Here is a 17,937-nt window from a genome sequence, read left to right as displayed (position 1 = left end):
AAGACAAGGCAAAAACAGGCGAGGACGCGGAGTTTACGTGTTTGTAAATGAGCAGTCCGAGCCTGTTTTTAACGCAGGATTACCGAGCGCAGTCGTTTTCACCTCATCTGACGGGCTGCCGTCAGGGAAATCATTCACAGGACCGAAGCACATAAATAGCGCACTGGTTGAAACACGTGCGGTTCAGCACCCAGACAAGAGCGTTTGAAATCTCAAACGAATCCTAGGATCAAAGGGGGTAAAGGACAATAGGCTGTTCGAAAAAAAGAACGAAAACGCCGCATTTGCAGAAGTTATCTGATCAACGTCACTCACGACAACGCCCCTGGGCCGTCAGGCGCAGGGGCGTTGTCAGGGGGCGTTCCAGCGGTTCAGCGACTCAAGACGGGGAGAAGGACTTGAGCACGCTCAGCAGGCTGGTGAGGTTGTCGGCCACACCGCCCTGGCTGATTTTTTCCGTGGTCGCGGCGGCAGCGCCGGTGTCGACGCTGTAGATCTGCATCACGCCCTGGTTGGCCGCGGCCTGTGCCAGGGTGTTTTGCTGTTGCTGCGCCGACACGGCGTTCTGGAACAGGATGCTGGTGGAATGCCCCATCGATTGATAGACGGTGCCAAGTGACATCGCCGGTGCTTCAGCGACGACCTTGACGTTGGTTTGGGTAACGGCATCGGTGATTTGCGGGCTTACAGTGGTCATTAGTCAAACTCCATGTATGAGACAAAGGTGTTACGCAAGCGATTCAGGGTTTCAATCAATCAACTCTGAAAGGACTTCATGACGGCCAAGAGGCTGGACAAGTTGTCGGCGATGCCGCCCTGGCTGACTTTTTCCGTGGCGGCCCCGGCAGCGCCGGTGTCCACGCTGTAGATCTGCATTACGCCTTGGTTCGCCGCGGCCTGGGCCAGGGTGTTTTGCTGTTGCTGCGCCGACACCGAGTTTTGGAACAGGATGCCGATGGAATGGGCCATGGATTGATAGATGGTCCCCATTGCCATGGCCGGCGCTTCAGCGACGACCTTGACGTTGGTCTGGGTGACCGCGTCGGTGATTTGCTCACTTACGGTAGTTGCCATGAGTTAACTTCCTTTGTTATTACACGGTGCATTCCGTGTTATTAAATGAACGTCGTAAAACAGCGGATGTGAATATTCAATCGTGCAGTTCATCGGCAGTTACTTAGTTGCTGGCCGCCGTCACGCCCTGGTCATTAAGCCGCGCCAGCGTTGACTCGACCTGCTGAACCAGGTTCTTCATCTGCTCTTCCATGGCGCTTTTAACTTCCTGGCGTATCAAGTCCATCAACAGCGCCTTAAAGTCCGCATCCTCCACCGTCAAGATGGAAGGCTGAGGCGGTTCTTCAAGGGCCGTTAACAACTGCTTTATCAATTCTTCGCGTGTTTGCGGGGTATGTTTGAGTATGTTTTCACTGGTTCGAAACTGATCGATCACCGCATTCGTGCGTTGTTCGTCGGCCTCGATCAGCCTGACGGTCTGTTCGCGCACCTGATCGATACTCCGTTGCGCCGCCTGGGCAAACGTCTGCGGCTTGTCCTGCACAAACGCCTCCAGCACTTGCCGTTCGGCGTGGGACAGCGGGCGCTTCATGAATAGCTCGGCGAACCGGTGAATGCTCGCCATGGGACTTTCGTTTTCCTTGCTCATCGGCGACTCCTTTTACGGTGCAGGGTTGGCAGTGTCGTGGCCGGAGGCGGCACGCGTAGCATGTTTCGCCACGCTGTCGCTGTACGTGGAGAGGCTTTTGTCGATCATTTCGATCGCGGCGGCGGCACCCGCCCCCTCCATGGCGCCTGCGGCGGCGCTCACAGCCGCCGCGGCCGCCACCAGCAGGTCGGTGACAAACGCGCCCTCGGCGTCCTTTTCAGCGGCCGTGTATTTCTCCAGGGCGATGTTCTTGGTCATTTCCTTGATCAATACCGCTTGGGCCGCCAGCGCCAGCTTGCTGACACCGTCGAAGTACCCCGCTGCCGACTGCGCGACCAGGCCGGCGGCCCTGGCCGATCATCATGTCCGGCGCAATGGCGATCTGCGCCGGGGCATAGCTGAGGGTCTGGGAATTGGTGAATTGCACCGCCTGAACGATCTGCTGGTTCAGCGCCGCGGTGGAATCCGTGGCCGGGGTGTTCACTTGCTTGATCAGATGCTCGTTCATCACGCTCATGATCGAGCGCGATGCCTGAGCCGTCTCGGGTCCCGACTCCGGCCCGTCAGCCTGCTTTCCAGGCTCGCCGGCAGGTTTCTCGGGGCTTGATGACTGATCGGTGAGGACCGGAGGTTTTCGTTTGAACCAGAACATGGCGGATCTCCCTTGCCATCAGACCTACTCACCACCAATCTTCATGATCAGCGTGACCGCCTTGGAGATCACCGCATTGGAAATCTGGTTAAGGGCCTGTTGACTGTTGACCGCGTTCTGCAAAGACAACCCCGCGGAATGGCTCGCCACCTGGTACAGCGAAGCGATGGCTTGCGCCGGCGCCTCGGCCACCACCTTGACGTTGGTCTGGGTTACGGCGTCGGTTATCTGGGAATTGACCGTCTGATCCGTCATACATCTCTCCTTGATCGAAAGCACCACAGCGGGCGCGGTGGTGGTGGACACATTCGTCAGCAGCGGTTGCTCACAGAACTAGAACGCGCCAGAGGCCTGGCTGTGAAACAACCCGCTTCGTTCAACGCAACGCCGCACGCAACATCTGCACGCGCTTGCGCACCAGAGGCAACGTGATCCCCAGCACGGCGGCGATTTCCGGGTAGGGAAGGTCTTCGACAAATTTCATTTCGAACAGGCGCTGTTGAGTCAGTGGCAGTTTCGCCACCACCCGATGGACCTGGGTCAGGCGCTCAAACAGCTCGGTCTGCTCAAGGACCGAGACACAGGGGGCGGCCAGGATGGCTTGGTGATCCTGCTCGAGATCGATTGAATGATCGAAAAAACGCCCCTCGCGCAACGTGCGTCGACAACTGTCGAAAAACACATGATCGAGAACCAGAAACAGAAAACCCTGCGGGTCCCTGATGCGTTCCGGAGAACGCCTGAAGAACAGCAGGGCCTTGATCGCCGTGGCAGACAGCCATTCCTGGGCATGTTCCATATTGCCCTTGGCCCGGTGCCTGGCCCGGCGCTTGAGCTCGGGGTAAACCGCTCGCCAACTCGCTTCGAACAGTTGGTCGATCACCGCAACCTGCACACCCGCGCGAATAGAACCCTCCATGCCAGCACTCCCTGTGCGTCCTAGATGAGCTGGCAGTCTGTGGCGCGGTTTTTTCCTTCGCTGTTACTTTGGGAACACTCCTACAACTAATTCAGCGCACAGGCTTTGCGCCGCAAATGGTCGATGTCGTTGATCACGATCCGGTCGCGCTGACTGCTGATCAGCCCCAACCGGCGCCACAGTTGCAACTGGACATTGAGCTTGGGCCGACTGGTGTTGAGCATCGAGGCCAGGACCCCCTGGTTCTGCGGCATCAGCACGCTGGGCAACGTGGCGACACTCAGATCGTCATCCTCCATGTTGGCCAACAGAAAACGCGCCAGCCGCGACTCCAGCCGATACAGGCAGACCATCTCCAGCAATTCCATGACGCTTTGCAGGCGTCTCATCAACAGCGCCAGAAGCCGGCGCACGAACAAAGGCTCGGCGCACAACACCGAGAAGTGTCGCCGCCCCAACAGCAGGATCCGGGTCGGGCCGCAGGCATAGGCAGAGGTTTCCCGCGCATGCCCGTCAATCAGCGCCGACTCGCCCACCACCTGCCCGACTTCGGTAGTGCCCACAATCTGCTCGCGTCCGTCCGGCCCATGCACCATCGAATAGACCCGCCCCTCCACCACCAACGCCAGGAACTCCAGCGTGTCCTGCTTGAGGAACAACACATCCCGGTCACCGAGCGAGCGCTCAATGCAATGCGTGGCCACATACTGAATGAGCGGCTCGGGCATACCTTGAAACAGATCCGAACGTCCCACCAATCGCTGTCGCCGAGGAATATCGAGCATCACTGATCCTTTGATTGCATTGACGCGCCGTGAACGTCAGAGATCTGCGCGCAAATGCGCAGCAAATTAGAGCGCCACGACCCATGGAGCAAAGCAAACAAAGGGACGTTCACCGGCGACAGTTGTGAAGCGCTCGCGCCGGAATCGGCGGACAACGCTTCAACCGCGCCGCAAGAAGGTGACGGGACAGGCAGGGGAATCAAATCGCTCAAAAAACCGGCATGGACGGCCCGAACCGACATGGGTATGATGTCGCCCGCACATGCACCAGTAGCTCAGCTGGATAGAGTACTGCCCTCCGAAGGCAGGGGTCGTGGGTTCGAATCCCGCCTGGTGCACCATGATTCAACGAGAAAGCCTCAGGTCTTACGGCCTGAGGCTTTTTTGTGGCTGCCGGGAAAGTCCGGCCATTGTCTGCCGATCAGGACAGGAGGTCCCATGTTGCATTGCCCCTACGGTACTCAGCCATTCACGCCAACGCTGCGGTTGTTGGTGAGCTGTTTCTTTCAGGAAACCCATGAAACCCTCCTGAGCGCCTACAACCCGAATGACCCGGTCGAACTTGAGCAACTGCTCCGCCAGCATTGCCTGATGCCTGAACCTCGGGAAACTTTCCGGCATCGTCAGGCCCGGTTCGAATTTCTGGAGCTGGCCCTCGCGGACCCCGACACCGATTTCGACGACGTATGGGACATCGACGAAGAGAAGGATGGGTTCGACATCTACGAATACCCGTCCTGGCCCAAGGGCTGGCAGTCGATCAACAACTCTCGGGGATTGTTCGAGCTGTACCTGGCGACGGCCAGGGACGTGTGGCGCGACGATCTGATCCGCGCCAACCTGCCCTCTCTGGCTACCTGCCGAGAGATACCTGCGCGTGATCGCGGTGGCTACGACTGGCTGTTCAGTGTGGACAACCCGCAGAGCTGGAAGGAGGTCTTCGGGCACGCTTCCACGCCTCAAGAGCCGTACACCCAAGGGCCGGTGTTTCACGAGGGGCGATTGAAGCTGCACCTCGAGGGTTCGTTGAACCTGTTGCGCTGCCTGCCCTCGAGCTGGCCCGCCAGTGATCCGCTGACCCACTGCACGTTCGACGTGTCGATTGAAGAAATCAGCGAAATGGAGATGCACGGCACCGATTTCAGCGGCCGGGTCAAAGTCTGCCTGACACCGCTCAAGCCCGGGTATCACCTGCGGCTGGAAATCGGTTTCGACTGTGTGATCGAGTGTGTCGCGCTCCATGTCAGCCTGTGCGGGGTGCAGGGTTTTCGCTCGGCAAAATAGGGTGCTCAGCCTCGGGCTTACCCGCCGAAGGTGGCTCGGCGGGGGCTTCGTCTTCTTCCTGCGCCGCGTTGGCCTCTTTGCGACTTTGCGCAATGGCCTGGCGAATTTCCTCACCCTTGCGTGGGCAATTGAGGAGTTGGGCAATGCGGTCGACTCGTTGCGTCACGTTTAGTCTCCTTCGCATCAGCAATGGTGTTGATAATGCTCGCTTTGCACGACCGACACCAATGCGTTGAACGCAATCGACTTTATGGCGTGCGCAAAGCCTCCAGCCGGGCCTCCAGGTCCTCCTTGGGAAACCGTTTGTGCAAGGCCGCCAACCGGGCGTCCGCCGCTTGGGTCTGGCCGGCCTCACGCAGGCGCAATACCTCGCGCAACCCTTGATCCAGCGTTGCGAGCGGTGCCGCTGCGCGCTTGCTGACGTGCACTTCGTCAGCCATGGGTTCGGCAGCCTTTTTCTCGTACTCGGCGCTGATCGACTCACGCTGTGCCGGCTGCGCGAAACTGGCCACCGGCGCGGCCGGTGCGGGGGCTGACAACGCGCCAGCGGGGGCGCTCGGTGCCGGGGGCGACGCCATTTCAGCAGCCTCACGCTTGGCGGCCGGCGGCGCAGAACGTGTGGCCTCTGGTGCGAACTCGTAAGGCTGCGGCGGTTCAGGCGAACGCTGGACCATCACCAGCATCAACGCGACACCCGTGAGGCTCGCGAAAGCGACTTGCCAACGCGGCCGTTGGCACGCGTGCAACCAGCGTTGCCACAAGCCGGGCTTGGGCACGGGCGTTTCGCGACGGGCGGTGGCCAGGATCAACGCATCCAGGCTGGCCGGCGGCTCTGCGGTTCGGTGCTGGCGAACGTGCTTGAGCAGATCGTCGTCTTCGCGGTCCGGTGTGTGACGGGCGTCAGTCATGTGATTACCTCCTCGGCCAGCAGCCGACGCAGTTTTTGCTGGGCGTAACGCAAACGGCTCTTGACCGTTTCCAGTGGCGTTTCGGTCAGAGTGGCGATCTGCGGCAGATCAAGCTCACCATGAACGCGCAGCAGAAACACTTCACGCTGATCGGCCGGCAGCGCCTGCAACGCGGCTTCAAGACGCTCGCTATCGCGACTCAGGCTGAGCAACTGCTCCGGGCTGGCGGTGTCATCGAGCACGCTGTGAAGTTGCTCGTCGTAGCTGTCGTGCAGCGGATAGCGAATGCCGTGCTTGCGCCAGTAGTCGATCAGGCGATGACGGGCGATCTGGTACAGCCAGGTCCGAAAGTTCGCCCGTCCCTCGGGTTGAGTGGTGCTGCGGATCAGGCTTAGCCAGGTGTCCTGGTAAACCTCCTCCGCCGATTCGGCCTTGCCGCTCACCCCCAGCAAAAAACCGTACAAGCCCCGGCGATGACGCTGGTACAAAACCTCGAAGGCCGGACCGTCGCCAGCGCGATAGCGCGCCAGCAGCGTTTCATCGCTGCTGGCGGTGTCGACACCGGACGCCGTGGTGGCAGAGCTGTCGATAGTGGACTCCTTGGCGCTATTCAAGCCGTGACTCAACCGATGAGGTGGCGCGCTCACCCAGGTTCGGTGCTGGAGTTTGCAGGCTCTGCGCCAGTTCGACCAGTTGCACGAATTCACCGCGCAGGCCGAACGGATCATCGCCCCGGGCGCCACGGGCCAGCGCCAGTGTGTCCTTGAAGCCGAACGCGCCGGTGTAGCGCCCGTCCTTGAGTTGTTGCGAAAAGGCAGCCACGGCGGCGGCGAACCGCAGGTCATCACTGGCACTGGCCAAGGTTCCGACCGTGGTGCCAATCGGCCGCTCAATCAAACGACTGCTGCCACCCTCCGGTGCTTGATACCGCACACGCAGCATCGCCAATTCCTCTGTTTTACCGGACGCCTCATGCGCCTGGCCGTTGGTGTAGCGCAATGGTTCAAGCCAGCCCGGCTGGCCCTTGGGCACGATTTCGTACAACGCGGTGACGCTGTGCCCGGCGCCGATTTCCCCAGCGTCGACCTTGTCGTTACTGAAGTCTTCGCGCTTCAACGCACGGTTTTCATAACCCAGCAAACGGTACTCGCTGACCTGCGCCGGGTTGAATTCCACCTGCAACTTGACGTTCCTGGCCACCACCGCGAGGGTCGAGCCGAGCTGATCCACCAGCACTTTTCGGGCCTCGCGCAGGGTATCGATGTAGGCGTAGTTACCGTCGCCAGCATCGGCCAGTTGTTCCATCAGGTGTTCATTGTAGTTGTCCACGCCAAACCCCAATGTGGTCAGGGAAATACCGGTCTTGCGCTTGTCCGCGGCCATTTGCTTGAGGCTGTCGAAGTCGCTGATGCCGACGTTGAAATCACCGTCGGTGGCCAGCAGGATTCGGTTGATGCCGTTGGGGATGAAGGCCTGTTGAGCCTGTTGATACGCCAGCTCGATCCCGGACGCACCGGCCGTCGAGCCGCCCGCACTCAACTGATCGATAGCCCGGCGGATGGTTGCCTTGTCGCGCCCGGATGTCGGCGCCAGCACCACCCGTGATTCCCCGGCATACACCACCAGCGACACCCGGTCCTGCTCACGCAACTGGTCGACCAGCAGCTTCAGCGTGCTTTGCACCAGCGGCAGGCCTTCGCGACGGTCCATCGAACCCGACACGTCCACCAGGAACACCAGGTTGGCCGGCGCCAGGTCCGCCACCGCCCGATCACTGGCCTTGATACCAATGCGCAACAAGCGGGTATGCGGGTTCCAGGGCGATGGCGCCAGTTCGGTGGTCACGCCAAACGGCGAGCCGTCCGTGGGCAACGCGTAGGCGTAGGGAAAGTAATTGACCATTTCTTCCAGGCGCACCGCGCCTTCGGGCGGCAAGCGACCCTGATTGAGCAGACGTCGCACGTTGGCGTAAGCGCCGGTGTCGACGTCGGCGCTGAAGGTCGACACCGGCGTCTCGGCGACGCTATGAATCGGGTTGTCCGCCAGCGCTTGATACTGCTCGCGCTGTTCGTCCCGATAACCTGCCGCAAACGCCTCGCCCTGAACGACCGGCGCATACGATGCGGCAGGTGCCGGCTGCGCACGCAGGCTGCGCTTGGTCATTGGCGCATCGGCCATCTCGACCACCTCGGGCTCGGAGGCTGCGGGCTTCGACTCGGCGTGCAGCGCGCCCTGCGCTGGCGGCGCCGCGGCATCCGGGGTCGATGACACGCCGCAGCCCGCCATGGCCAACAGCAAACCGGCGGCAAAACCCTGGGCGGCCGGGCGAAGAATGTGCAGAGGAAGGGACATGGGAGCTGACCTCGTGGAGAAATGATCCATTCCTCCACTGAGACGGACAGCCTGGGCGATTCGGGTTAAGGCGACTCAAAAAAATTTGAACGCGATTAACCGGTGTTGCGCACCAGCACCAACTCCGGCCGCTGGGCACGCGGTGCCGACAGCAACGATTCGGCGTGAGAGCGATGCGCACTGACCTCGCTCAAGCCACCCTCCTGATCATTGTGAATCACCAGCACGCCGGGCAGGCGCAGGCGTTGCAAGCGGTCCTCGGTGAGGTTGAAGCTTTCGCTCAGGCCATCGTCGCTCAACACCGGCGAGTACACCCGGCGCCGGGCAAAATGCAGGCCGCGACGTTGTTGATAGCGCGCCCAGAGAATCAACAGCCCGGCGTTGAACAAGCCCACGTAGAGGTAGATTTGCAGGGTGTTGAGCGCCGCGAAAATCGGCGCATCGAGGCGCGGCCCGCCGTGGGTTTCAAGCATCGGCACCAGCCCTTGTACCAGTAGAAACACCAATCCGCCCCAGGCCAGCACCGTGAGCAACGTGTCCACCAGACGCAGGACCGGACGTTGACGGGTTCGAATGATTTTCATGGATTGCTCTCCTCGGCAGACGGTTTGATGCCTCGGTCGGGGCTGACCCAACGGGCACGTTTCTGGTGTTGGCGGAACAGTACTTTGGGGAAACTGACCAGCGTCGTGAACAGGCTGACCAGCCAGAACACCAGCGGATACCAGACCACCCAGAACAGGGTTTTCCACAGGTCACGCTCGTAGCGCCGGTCGATCAGGATGCTCACGGCAAACTGCAACAGACAGACCATCGCCAGCACCAGCCCGGTGAAGGCCGGGGGCACCAGATGTTCGACGGCGATGGCGGCCGGCATATCGACGAACTTACCCATGGCCCAGAAGATCACCGACAGCAGGAAGGTGAACGCCCAACCGGTGGACAGGCAGTACTCGAACAGCAGCGGCCACAGGTAGCGATGGCGCCATTGCCAGATCCCGCGAATGTTCTTGAACAACACCTCCGCGCCGCCCTGGGCCCAACGCAAACGCTGCTTCCACAACCCGCCGAGGGTTTCCGGCATGAGGATCCAGCACAACGCACGGGGCTCGTAAAAAATGCTCCAGTGGTCCAGTTGCAGTTTCCAACTGATGTCGATGTCTTCGGTGATCATGTCCGGGCTCCAGTAGCCCACCCGGTCCAGCGCGGCGCGGCGGAAGGCGACCACGACGCCCGAGACGGTGAAGATCCGTCCAAACACCCGCTGCGTGCGTTTGATCAAGCCGATAATCGACGAGAATTCCCCGACCTGGACCCGGCCCACCAACGTGGAACGCGTGCGAATTCGTGGGTTGCCGGTGACCGCGCCCACCCGTGAATTGTCGAGCATCGGCGCCACCAGATAAGCCGCTGCGTCCGGCGCCAGCAACGCATCGCCGTCGATGCACACCAGGTAGTTGCTGCGCGCCGCTACTGCGCCCATCCGCAGGGCCACGGCCTTGCCCTGGTTCTCGGCCAGGTGCAGCACGCGCAACCGGGGTTCGGTGGCGGCCAGGGCGTCGAGCACGGCGGCGGTGTTGTCGCTGGAGCCATCGTTGATGGCGATCACTTCCAGGTTCGGGTAGTTCTGCGCCAGCGCCGCGCTGATCGTGTCGGCGGCGTTGTCGCCCTCGTTGTAGCAAGGCACCAGAATCGAGATCAGCGGCTCACCGGCCAATACCGGCGCCGGAGTGTCCGCCGCCCAAGGCCAGTGGCGCTCCCAGTGCAGCCAGAAGTACAGGCCACCGGCAATCCACAGGCCGGACATGAACAGCGGATAAAAGAACACGAAGTCCATCAGCACTTGGCCGGTGAGCAGGAAAATCACCCCCAGCGGCACACCGAGCACAATCAACAGAACGAGCAGAGCCAGCAGTCGGTCCAGCATGATTTATGGATTCCACTTGTTGGAGAGCGCCGAACGCACGGTGTTCAGGTCGGGCTGGTTCTCGAGGAAATTGTCCGGGTAGTAACCGAAACTGGTCGCACCCTGGCGCTTGAGTCGGCCCATCCAGTCCGCCAGTTGCGCGCCGTCGACCGCCGACGCCGGTTGGCTCGCCCAGTCGCGGGCCTGCAGTTCGAATACGGTGCGCTCAAGCGCGCCGGGCCGGGATTTGAGCGTCGCCACCAAGGCTTCGAGCCAGGCACCGGATTGCTCGCGGGTCTGGCCTTCCATCAACGGCATGGCCATTGGCGCGGTCCAGGTGTAGGCGCCCAGGAAGTCGTCGAGGTTCTGCGCAAACCAGGCTTCGCTGTGGGGGTTGAGCATTGGTTCGGCGAACAGGTTGCGTGCGGTTTCCACCTGCGGCCCGCGAATGGCCCGGACCTTGGCGGTCAGCTCATGGGTGAAGTCGATCAGGTAGCGGCTCTTGAAGCGGCTCCAGCGCTGCATCGTCGCCGGGTCGGCGCGCAACGCGGCCATCGAGCCTGGCAGACCGTTGGCGGCGTACACCCGCAAGGCTTCGGGGCTGGCGTCTTCGAAGTCCGAGAGCAGTGCGTCGTCGTGGTAGAGGATGCCGTCGACCGACGTCAGGCGCGCCACGTCTTCATACAGCTCACCGATGATCCGCCGCACGTTCGGGTCGAACGGCGACAGCCGTTGATATTGCCCGGGGTCCACCGACACCTGCCCCGTCGCCGGGTCCCAGCGGCTGACCCGTGGCAATGTCGGGTCGAGGGCGAAACTGAGCACCGGCATCCAGGCGTACACCTTGACGTGGGCGCGGGTGCGCAACTGCCAGGCCACGCGGTCGAACAGGTCGGCGCGCACTGGCAAGTGGCGGTTGGGGAAGTACAGCGAGCGCACCAGGCCATCACCCTTCGGATCGGCGAAGGCTTGGAGGAACACGGTGTTGGCGCCCATGTCGGCCATACGCTGGATCAGCTTGCCGAGGTTGGCGTCCTGCTGCACCGGGTCAGGGTCGTAGACGTTGTCCAGGTCGACATGCACCACGCGCATCGCCGTTGTGGCCTGCACCGCGACGATGCTGTTGGCGAAATGCTCGCCGTCCGGGTCGGACGCCACCAGAAAGCGCGGGCTGCTCATCAGGTTGTTCAGGCTGTCGAGGCCGTCGTCGAGGGTCAGCGCCATCTCGTAGCCCTGCTCACCGACCACCTGCAACGCCGTGCCGTCCGCCGCGCCGTACGGCCACACCCAGACCCGTGGCGCGGTGCCGGTGGCCGCGCGGACTTTCTCTGAAATGGCGGTGACGTCACTGCGCAGACGCGCCTGGAATTGGGCTTCGGTTTCGTACCGGCCGGTCGCGGCGTCGTAACGACGGGTGGCCGCGGCCGGTTGCAGATTACCCTGCGGGTTGGCCAGCACACCTTTGTGATTGGCGTCCGTGTGGGCGGCGATTTCCACCAGCCCGGAGCGGGAAATCTCGCGAATTTGCTGCCACGTCAGGAAGTCCGAACGCGGGCGCGGCGTGCCGGCGAAATCCACCGGTTGGTTGAGCGGCGTGTCGATCCAGCTGCCGACCGGCGCCAGCAGCGCGGGCCAATGGTAGGCGCGCAGCACCGGCATGACGCGGGTGTAAAAGCTCGAATAGCCATCGTCGAAACTCAGCAGCACGGCTTTGGCCGGCAACTCGGGCCCACCCCGACGGGCGGCCATGATCTGGTCGACGGTCACTGGCCGATAGTTGTTTTCACGCAGCCAGGCGAGTTGTTCCAGCAGACGCTCGGTGCGCACCGCGACCACCGCCTGATCGGGGTCACGGTCCTCGACATCGTGGTAGGCGATTCCCAGCACGTGGTTCTTCGGCCAGGGTTGTTCGTTGAGCGGCAGCGGGCGCTGGGACGGCGGCACAAAGGCCGGCGCTTGCTGGGCGCAGGCACTGAGCAGCATGACGCCGAGCAGCAGAATGCAGCGGGTAATGGCAGGCATGATCACACTCTTCTAAAAGCGGTAGGTGAGGTCGATGAGCAGGCGCAGATCGCTTTCGCGGTCGCCGTCATACGGGCGGTTGAGCCAGCTCAACACGGCACCGGCCTCGAACACGTCGTTCCACATGACACGCTGGCCATAACTGAGCAGGCCGACCGCACCGGTGCCGTAATCACGCTGGCTGTACGTTCCCGCACCCGCCTGGAACTGCTGGCTCCAGACCGTTTCGTAGCGGTGGTACAACACATGATTGACGCTCACCGTCGGCAGTACGCTGAAGTCCGACTTGGGGTTGAAGTACGGCGTGTCTTCTTTGCTGTTGCGACTGCTGCCAACTTCCAGCCCGAGGTCGACCTGCAGGCCCGGCGCGCTGTACACGCCTTCGCGACCGGTCAGCAACGCTTCGAGGCGGTTGTTGCCGTCGCTGAAGTGCGAGGGGCTCAGGGCCAGTTTCCATTCGCGGCTTTCATTGGCCCGCCAGCGAATGAAGCCGCTGCCGCCATTGGCGGTGATGTCACTGTTCAAGGCGCGCAACGGGGTGTTGGCCGACAGGTAGTCCAGGCTTGCGCCGTACTGCCAGTGATCGTCGATGTCACGGGCCAGCGCCAACCGCGCACCTTGTTTGTCGCCATGGCCGTAGGAGTGATTGGAGACTTCGGCTTCGAGGGTCATGTCGCGGGTCCGCCGCTCGACACCCAGGCGTTGCCAGCGATGCCGGCCGGTGCCTTCCTGGAAGTCGCCAGTGGCATAACCGGCGCCACCGAACAGGCGCCAGTCCTCGTCGATGGGTGGGCTGTAAAGCAGGGTTTCGATGCCAAAATCACGGCTGCCACTGACCGCGCCCGCGCCGCCGCTGCCACCGCCGTAACTCTTGCCGCCGTAGGTCGACACGCGCAGCTCGGCCATGTCGTGAACCTCACGCTGGCGCTGCAACCGCTGCACCTGACGGTTCTCCGGGAAGCGCGCCACCACGTCGTCGGTCAGCGCGTCGAGCTGGCGCCACTCCTGCAAATCCTGAGCGGTGTGCCCTTGGGCGACTTCCAGGCCGATGTCTCGCGGCGCGGCGCTCTCGACTTCCTTGAGCAGGTTTTCCGCGCGCCGTGGCCAGTCCCGCGCCAGGTACAAATCGGCCTGAGCCACGCGTAAGCCGAGGTTGCCCGGCGCTTGCCCGACCAGCGTCGCGAGCCGTTGCTCCGCGCCCGGTAAATCGGCGCCATAGGTGCCGGCCTGCGCGGCGAGTTGCTGGGCGTCGATCCATTCGTCATTGGGATTGCCCACCGGCAAACCCTTGAGCTCGACGCGAGGCTTCTGGCTCAGGGCCAGGCTGTCGGCCAGTTTGCGGGCCTCCAGCGGTTGATCGCTTTCGAGCAGCGCGTAATACAGCGCGGTGCTGTCTTCCAGACGATCACCGACATCGGCGTCCGGTGCCGCCAACACCTGGCGATACAGGTCGACGGCCACTTCTGGCTGGCGTCGGTCCAGATACGCCGACGCCACCCAACGCCGGGCGTAGGTCGGAATGACCACGCCTTCGGCTGTCAGCTTCTGGTACTCGGCGATGACTTCAGCGGTGCGCGTGCGGGCCTTGAGCGCGCCCATCCGGTCGATGCGCCAGCGCAGCACATCGTCGTGGGCCTGCGAAACCGGCGTCCAGGTTGCGAGCAATTGGTCGTAGTCGACCAACGCACGGTCGGCGATCAAATAGCGCTCTTTCTCGCTGCGCGTCGCCAGCTCTGCGAGGCGTACCCGCTCGGCGGCCACGTCGCCTTCCAGACGCCGTTGCACGCCTGGGTCGATCAACCCCGGACGTTGTTGCGCCAAGCGCAACGCCGGTTCCGGCAACCGCGCCCGTTGCAACGCAAACAGGTATTCGCGGGCGATTTCCGGCGACTTCCCGGCACGCACGAACGCCTGGTCATATTCAAACAACGCATCGTAAGTGGCCCCGGAACGGGTCAAGGCGTAGCCCAGCGCCAAGCGTCGGGCCGGGTCATCCGGCCTGGCCGCCACCAACGCCCGGGCACGGCTGACCGCCTCGGCTGGCTTGCCCGAATCGGCCTGCGTCATCGCCAGGCCCAATTGCAGGTCTGCGTTAGACGGCTCACGGGCCAAAGCCTTCTGGTACAGCGCGATGGCCGCGTCCCAGCGTTGAAGGTTGCGGTAAGCGCGCGCGGTGGCGGTCAGTGCCTGAACCGGCAAAGAGCGGCCAGCGCCCTGGGCTTCATAGACCTCGACCACTTCGGCGTCGAGTCCGGCCCAACTGGCGATTTGCAGGTGGTCACTGAGTTGGGCGGTAGTCACCCGGCCGCCGGGCACCTGACGCAGGGTGGTCAGCGCGGGGGCGTAGTTGCCGGCGCGTGCCTGGCGCACTGCGTTGTCGTAGGCCGTGTCGGCCAGGGCAAACCCGGGCCAGAGCAATTGGCTGCACAACGCCATGCGAACAATGGGCCGGAAATGGGGGTGAAAGGTACGCAACATTCGTCAGCTTCCTTACGAGGAGAGCTGGAGCGATGGGTTCCCCTGAGTACTACACATCAGGCGGCCGGTGCCCTGTGACCCAGCCAAGCTTTCCTGTTGAGCAGTCTTCCATGTCGCTATCAGGCAAAAGACGAATCCGCATATTTCTTCAGATTCGTCCTACAAAGCAAAACGCCCAGCGGCTCCGTGAAAAACGGACGCTGGGCGTTCGGTGGTCAACGGCGCATGCGCGCCGTGACCGTTGGGTGGTGCGGGGCCTTATTGCAGGGCGCCGGCACCGCCCGCTTTGCTGTTGACGAAGGCGACGAATTCTTCGACGGTCATTTTCTGGCCGTTGAAGTCCACCTTGTTGTCGGCATAGTGCAGCTTGGACACGATGTTGTTGCCTTCCAGCTTCGCCAATTGCGTGCCTACCGCCATGCTGCTGACCATTTCACTGGCAGCGGTGGCTTGATCGGCAACAGCCTTGAGGTCGGCCTGGCCTTCCATTTCGCCTTGCAGGGTCATCAGGTCGATGATCATCGGCTTGGACACTTGCAGGTTCACGCTCAGTTGGGAAATCATCTGGCGAGCCAGTTGATCCACCGGCAGCTCCATGGAGGCCGGTTTGGTCAGCTCGACCGACAGGCTGGCGCGGCTTTCACCGTTAGGCGTGTTGAACGAGAGGTTTTCCATGGCGATCTGTGGCTTGGCGGCCAGCAGCTTTTGCAGGTCCAGCTTGACCTGCGCCTGTTCGGCTTCGGTCAGCTTCAGCTCAGGTGTCGGCAAACCGGCCTCTGCCGCTTCGGTGGAAGCTTTTTCGTACGGTTGCAGCTTGGTCTGGTAGATCTTGACCAGCGACATGGTCGCCGGCAGATCAAGGTTCTTCAGGCTCCAGGCCATCTGTGCGCCACCGATGACCTTGCCGTTGAACGCGACTTCACCCATTTTGTATTCGGCGCGGCCCGAGCCGTTGGTGCCGGACTCTTGCGAGGAGGTCTTGATCTCGGAGTTCTTGAAGATCAGCAGCGTCTTCTGCTCCGGCAGTGCCACGCGGGTGCTGGTCAGTTCCAGGGTGTTGTCACCCATGTAGGAACCGTAGGCACCTTTGGTCATGTTGCTGACCAGCGTCAGGCCGTTCAACTCAACCTCGGAAGGACCCTGGCCCTCAGTGTTCGCAACCAGCTTCAGGCTGTCCATGTAGCCTTTGGCCTTGACGTTCTTGGCCTCGGCACTGGCCGAAATCTCGACGTTCAGGCCGGAAAACTTCAGGGTGGAGGTGTCTTCCATCCCGAGTTCCAGTGGCAACAGTTCCAGGGTGCCGTCAGTGGAGCGGTCATACCCGATGCTGACCATGCCTTTGAGCGGAGCTGCATCCTTGGTCAGCGCGAACCATTTTTCGGTCAGCGGGGTCTTTTCCAGTTCGTAGTGACTGGTGGCCATGACCGGCATCAACTTCAAAGAAGTCAGGCGCGAAAGTGGCAGCGGGCCGTGCTCGATGCGGTCGACGAACAGCAGCTCGACGCCTGCCGGGTCTTCGCCGAACATGGCGCCCTGGCCTTTGAGGCGGTAGTGGGCGGTGCTGCTGAACAGTTTACGGTCCAGGGAAACCAGTTCGACGGTCATCGCGCCGTCGGAACCGATCAAAGCTTCTTTCAGCTCTTTGTTGGCGTCCGCAATCGAGGCCTGCAACACCCCTTCCAGCTTGGTGCCGGTGTACCAGGCGCCGCCTGCACTGATTGCACCGATTGCGACGACGATTCCTAACAGTACGCCTGCTGACTTATTCATTTTTTACCCGATCGATATCCGTTGTTGAACATGTGGTCGTCTTCCCTGAACCCTTCACGGGTGCAGCTCGACTGCGCGTGAAACGCGCAAATATTAGCATTTGCCACGCCAGACAGCGCTGTATTCCCCATAAAAAAGTGTCGATAGGCCACTGGTCAGCCGCAGGTGAACCTTTTTTCCGATTGGCCTATGCTTCTTTTGACGACACATAACGCGTCAAATGACAGGAGCAGCCATGAGCGTCGAAACCCTCGCCCGCAAACCGGCCACGGTCCGCGCTGCCCGCAGCGTGCAGGCCAGCGCAGTGGTACAGCCGTTATTCTGGGGCAAGGCCCGGGCCTTGCTGAGCCACAGTGAAAACCAGCGTCTGCAATTGATCCTTGAAGGTTTTCCGGCGTCGTGGATCGATGAGACCAAAGCCACCTTCGGATTGAGCAGCCGGTTGGCGGAGGTGCTGTTCAACACCTCGACGTCAACCCTGGAACGCCGCCGCAAGGACGACAAACCCTTGGGTTCGGTGGCTTCCGAGCGACTGGACCGGATTGCCACCGTCGCCACCCAGGCCGCCGAAGTCTTCGAAGACGACGACAAGGCTGCACGCTGGATGGCCACGCCGAACGCCGTGCTGGGCAACAAGACGCCCATCGAACTGTGTGAAATGGAAATCGGCGCCAAGCAGGTTCGCCGCGTGCTCAACGCCATGGAATGGGGCGGCGTCGCCTGATGCGGGCGTGGCGCATCGCCAAGGCCAGACGGGCGAAAGACCTGAGCGGCATGGGCGCCGCCATCGAGGGCGGGCGCTGGAACGACGTGGACGTGGCGGCGGTGTACATGGGCCTGACACCGGCCATCTGCGCCCTGGAGACCTTCGTCCACGCCACCCGCATGCCGGATTACCCGGTGAAAATCACCTGTTTCGAACTGCCCGACGAACCTGAGCTGTACCTGAAACCAACGCCCCAGAGCCTTCCAGAAGGCTGGGACGCACGACCCTGCGACCGCCCGAGCATGGACTTCGGCACCGCATGGCTCAATGGGCTGGAGCAGCTCGGGTTGATGGTGCCGTCGGTGATTCTGCCGCTGGAGCTGAACCTGGTGGTCAACCCGCGGCACCCCGCCGTCAGCCGGATCAAGGTGCTTGAAGTGTATGACTTCAGTTACGACCCGAGGATGTTCGACCCACGCGGCTGACCGCGCC

The 17,937-nt window shown here is 62.1% G+C and carries 18 protein-coding genes, 1 tRNA gene and 1 pseudogene; 4 read left to right on the top strand and 16 right to left on the bottom strand.

The genetic code is table 11. The features are described from left to right. Positions 1-379: 379 nt before the first annotated feature. The 7 genes and pseudogenes from AABM54_RS00970 to AABM54_RS00940 all read right to left on the bottom strand — a co-directional run bounded on the left by AABM54_RS00970 (position 380) and on the right by AABM54_RS00940 (position 4,019). Entirely contained in the window at positions 380-697 is a 318-nt protein-coding gene (locus AABM54_RS00970) for a RebB family R body protein (RefSeq protein ID WP_347903142.1), read from the bottom strand. Between the two features lie 59 nt (positions 698-756). Then, positions 757-1,074, bottom strand: a complete 318-nt coding sequence (locus tag AABM54_RS00965) for a RebB family R body protein (protein WP_347903141.1) — start codon at positions 1,072-1,074, stop codon at positions 757-759. A 103-nt stretch (positions 1,075-1,177) separates the two neighbouring features. Beyond that, positions 1,178-1,663, bottom strand: a complete 486-nt coding sequence (locus AABM54_RS00960; RefSeq protein WP_347903139.1) for a hypothetical protein — start codon at positions 1,661-1,663, stop codon at positions 1,178-1,180. A gap of 12 nt (positions 1,664-1,675) precedes the next feature. Beyond that, positions 1,676-2,189 (bottom strand): annotated as a pseudogene (locus AABM54_RS00955) (hypothetical protein); the annotation flags it as partial. 150 nt (positions 2,190-2,339) lie between these two features. Beyond that, entirely contained in the window at positions 2,340-2,570 is a 231-nt protein-coding gene (locus AABM54_RS00950) for a RebB family R body protein (RefSeq protein WP_347903138.1), read from the bottom strand. A 121-nt stretch (positions 2,571-2,691) separates the two neighbouring features. Continuing rightward, on the bottom strand, positions 2,692-3,234 hold the full coding sequence (locus tag AABM54_RS00945; RefSeq protein ID WP_347903136.1) for a sigma-70 family RNA polymerase sigma factor: 543 nt from the start codon (positions 3,232-3,234) through the stop codon (positions 2,692-2,694). 86 nt (positions 3,235-3,320) lie between these two features. After that, on the bottom strand, positions 3,321-4,019 hold the full coding sequence (locus AABM54_RS00940) for a Crp/Fnr family transcriptional regulator (protein WP_347903134.1): 699 nt from the start codon (positions 4,017-4,019) through the stop codon (positions 3,321-3,323). 264 nt (positions 4,020-4,283) lie between these two features. Here AABM54_RS00940 and AABM54_RS00935 point away from each other — a divergent pair. Both AABM54_RS00935 and AABM54_RS00930 read left to right on the top strand, forming a co-directional pair. Beyond that, positions 4,284-4,360, top strand: a tRNA-Arg gene (locus AABM54_RS00935). A 97-nt stretch (positions 4,361-4,457) separates the two neighbouring features. After that, positions 4,458-5,303 carry a hypothetical protein gene (locus AABM54_RS00930; RefSeq protein ID WP_347903133.1) on the top strand — a complete coding sequence of 282 codons (846 nt, stop codon included), beginning with the start codon at positions 4,458-4,460 and terminating at the stop codon, positions 5,301-5,303. Here the strand turns inward: AABM54_RS00930 and AABM54_RS00925 are convergent. From AABM54_RS00925 to AABM54_RS00885, 9 genes are all read right to left on the bottom strand, one after another. Then, on the bottom strand, positions 5,263-5,469 hold the full coding sequence (locus AABM54_RS00925; RefSeq protein ID WP_347903131.1) for a hypothetical protein: 207 nt from the start codon (positions 5,467-5,469) through the stop codon (positions 5,263-5,265). The two genes, AABM54_RS00930 and AABM54_RS00925, sit on opposite strands and share 41 nt — an antisense overlap. Before the next feature lie 82 nt (positions 5,470-5,551). Then, positions 5,552-6,211 carry a hypothetical protein gene (locus tag AABM54_RS00920; RefSeq protein ID WP_347903129.1) on the bottom strand — a complete coding sequence of 220 codons (660 nt, stop codon included), beginning with the start codon at positions 6,209-6,211 and terminating at the stop codon, positions 5,552-5,554. Beyond that, on the bottom strand, positions 6,208-6,801 hold the full coding sequence (locus AABM54_RS00915; RefSeq protein WP_347906113.1) for an RNA polymerase sigma factor: 594 nt from the start codon (positions 6,799-6,801) through the stop codon (positions 6,208-6,210). Before AABM54_RS00915 ends, AABM54_RS00920 begins: the two co-directional genes overlap by 4 nt. A 16-nt stretch (positions 6,802-6,817) precedes the next feature. Further along, positions 6,818-8,563 carry a VWA domain-containing protein gene (locus AABM54_RS00910; protein WP_347903128.1) on the bottom strand — a complete coding sequence of 582 codons (1,746 nt, stop codon included), beginning with the start codon at positions 8,561-8,563 and terminating at the stop codon, positions 6,818-6,820. Positions 8,564-8,658: 95 nt separating this feature from the next. Then, a complete protein-coding gene (gene pgaD / locus AABM54_RS00905; protein WP_347903127.1) occupies positions 8,659-9,147 on the bottom strand; it encodes a poly-beta-1,6-N-acetyl-D-glucosamine biosynthesis protein PgaD in 489 nt (162 codons plus the stop codon). Continuing rightward, positions 9,144-10,490, bottom strand: coding sequence for a poly-beta-1,6-N-acetyl-D-glucosamine synthase (gene pgaC / locus AABM54_RS00900; RefSeq protein WP_347903125.1), 1,347 nt, complete (start codon positions 10,488-10,490; stop codon positions 9,144-9,146). The genes pgaD and pgaC overlap by 4 nt, the downstream gene beginning before the upstream one ends. 3 nt (positions 10,491-10,493) lie before the next feature. Beyond that, positions 10,494-12,491 (bottom strand): poly-beta-1,6-N-acetyl-D-glucosamine N-deacetylase PgaB, encoded by a 1,998-nt coding sequence (pgaB, locus tag AABM54_RS00895; RefSeq protein WP_347903124.1) that lies wholly within the window; start codon positions 12,489-12,491, stop codon positions 10,494-10,496. 12 nt (positions 12,492-12,503) lie between these two features. Further along, complete coding sequence (gene pgaA / locus AABM54_RS00890) at positions 12,504-14,969, bottom strand: poly-beta-1,6 N-acetyl-D-glucosamine export porin PgaA (RefSeq protein ID WP_347903123.1); 2,466 nt, start codon at positions 14,967-14,969, stop codon at positions 12,504-12,506. Positions 14,970-15,227: 258 nt separating this feature from the next. After that, positions 15,228-16,739 carry a YdgA family protein gene (locus AABM54_RS00885; protein ID WP_347903122.1) on the bottom strand — a complete coding sequence of 504 codons (1,512 nt, stop codon included), beginning with the start codon at positions 16,737-16,739 and terminating at the stop codon, positions 15,228-15,230. A gap of 235 nt (positions 16,740-16,974) precedes the next feature. Between AABM54_RS00885 and AABM54_RS00880 the strand changes: the two genes are divergently transcribed. Continuing rightward, positions 16,975-17,463 (top strand): antitoxin Xre/MbcA/ParS toxin-binding domain-containing protein, encoded by a 489-nt coding sequence (locus AABM54_RS00880; RefSeq protein ID WP_347903121.1) that lies wholly within the window; start codon positions 16,975-16,977, stop codon positions 17,461-17,463. Further along, the gene (locus tag AABM54_RS00875; protein ID WP_347903120.1) at positions 17,463-17,930 is read left to right on the top strand and encodes an RES family NAD+ phosphorylase; all 468 of its coding nucleotides are present in this window, start codon (positions 17,463-17,465) and stop codon (positions 17,928-17,930) included. The genes AABM54_RS00880 and AABM54_RS00875 overlap by 1 nt, the downstream gene beginning before the upstream one ends. Positions 17,931-17,937 lie beyond the last annotated feature (7 nt).

It is taken from the genome of Pseudomonas purpurea, from assembly GCF_039908635.1.
Taxonomy (GTDB): domain Bacteria; phylum Pseudomonadota; class Gammaproteobacteria; order Pseudomonadales; family Pseudomonadaceae; genus Aquipseudomonas; species Aquipseudomonas purpurea.
This window is presented reverse-complemented; position numbering and strand designations above follow the sequence as displayed.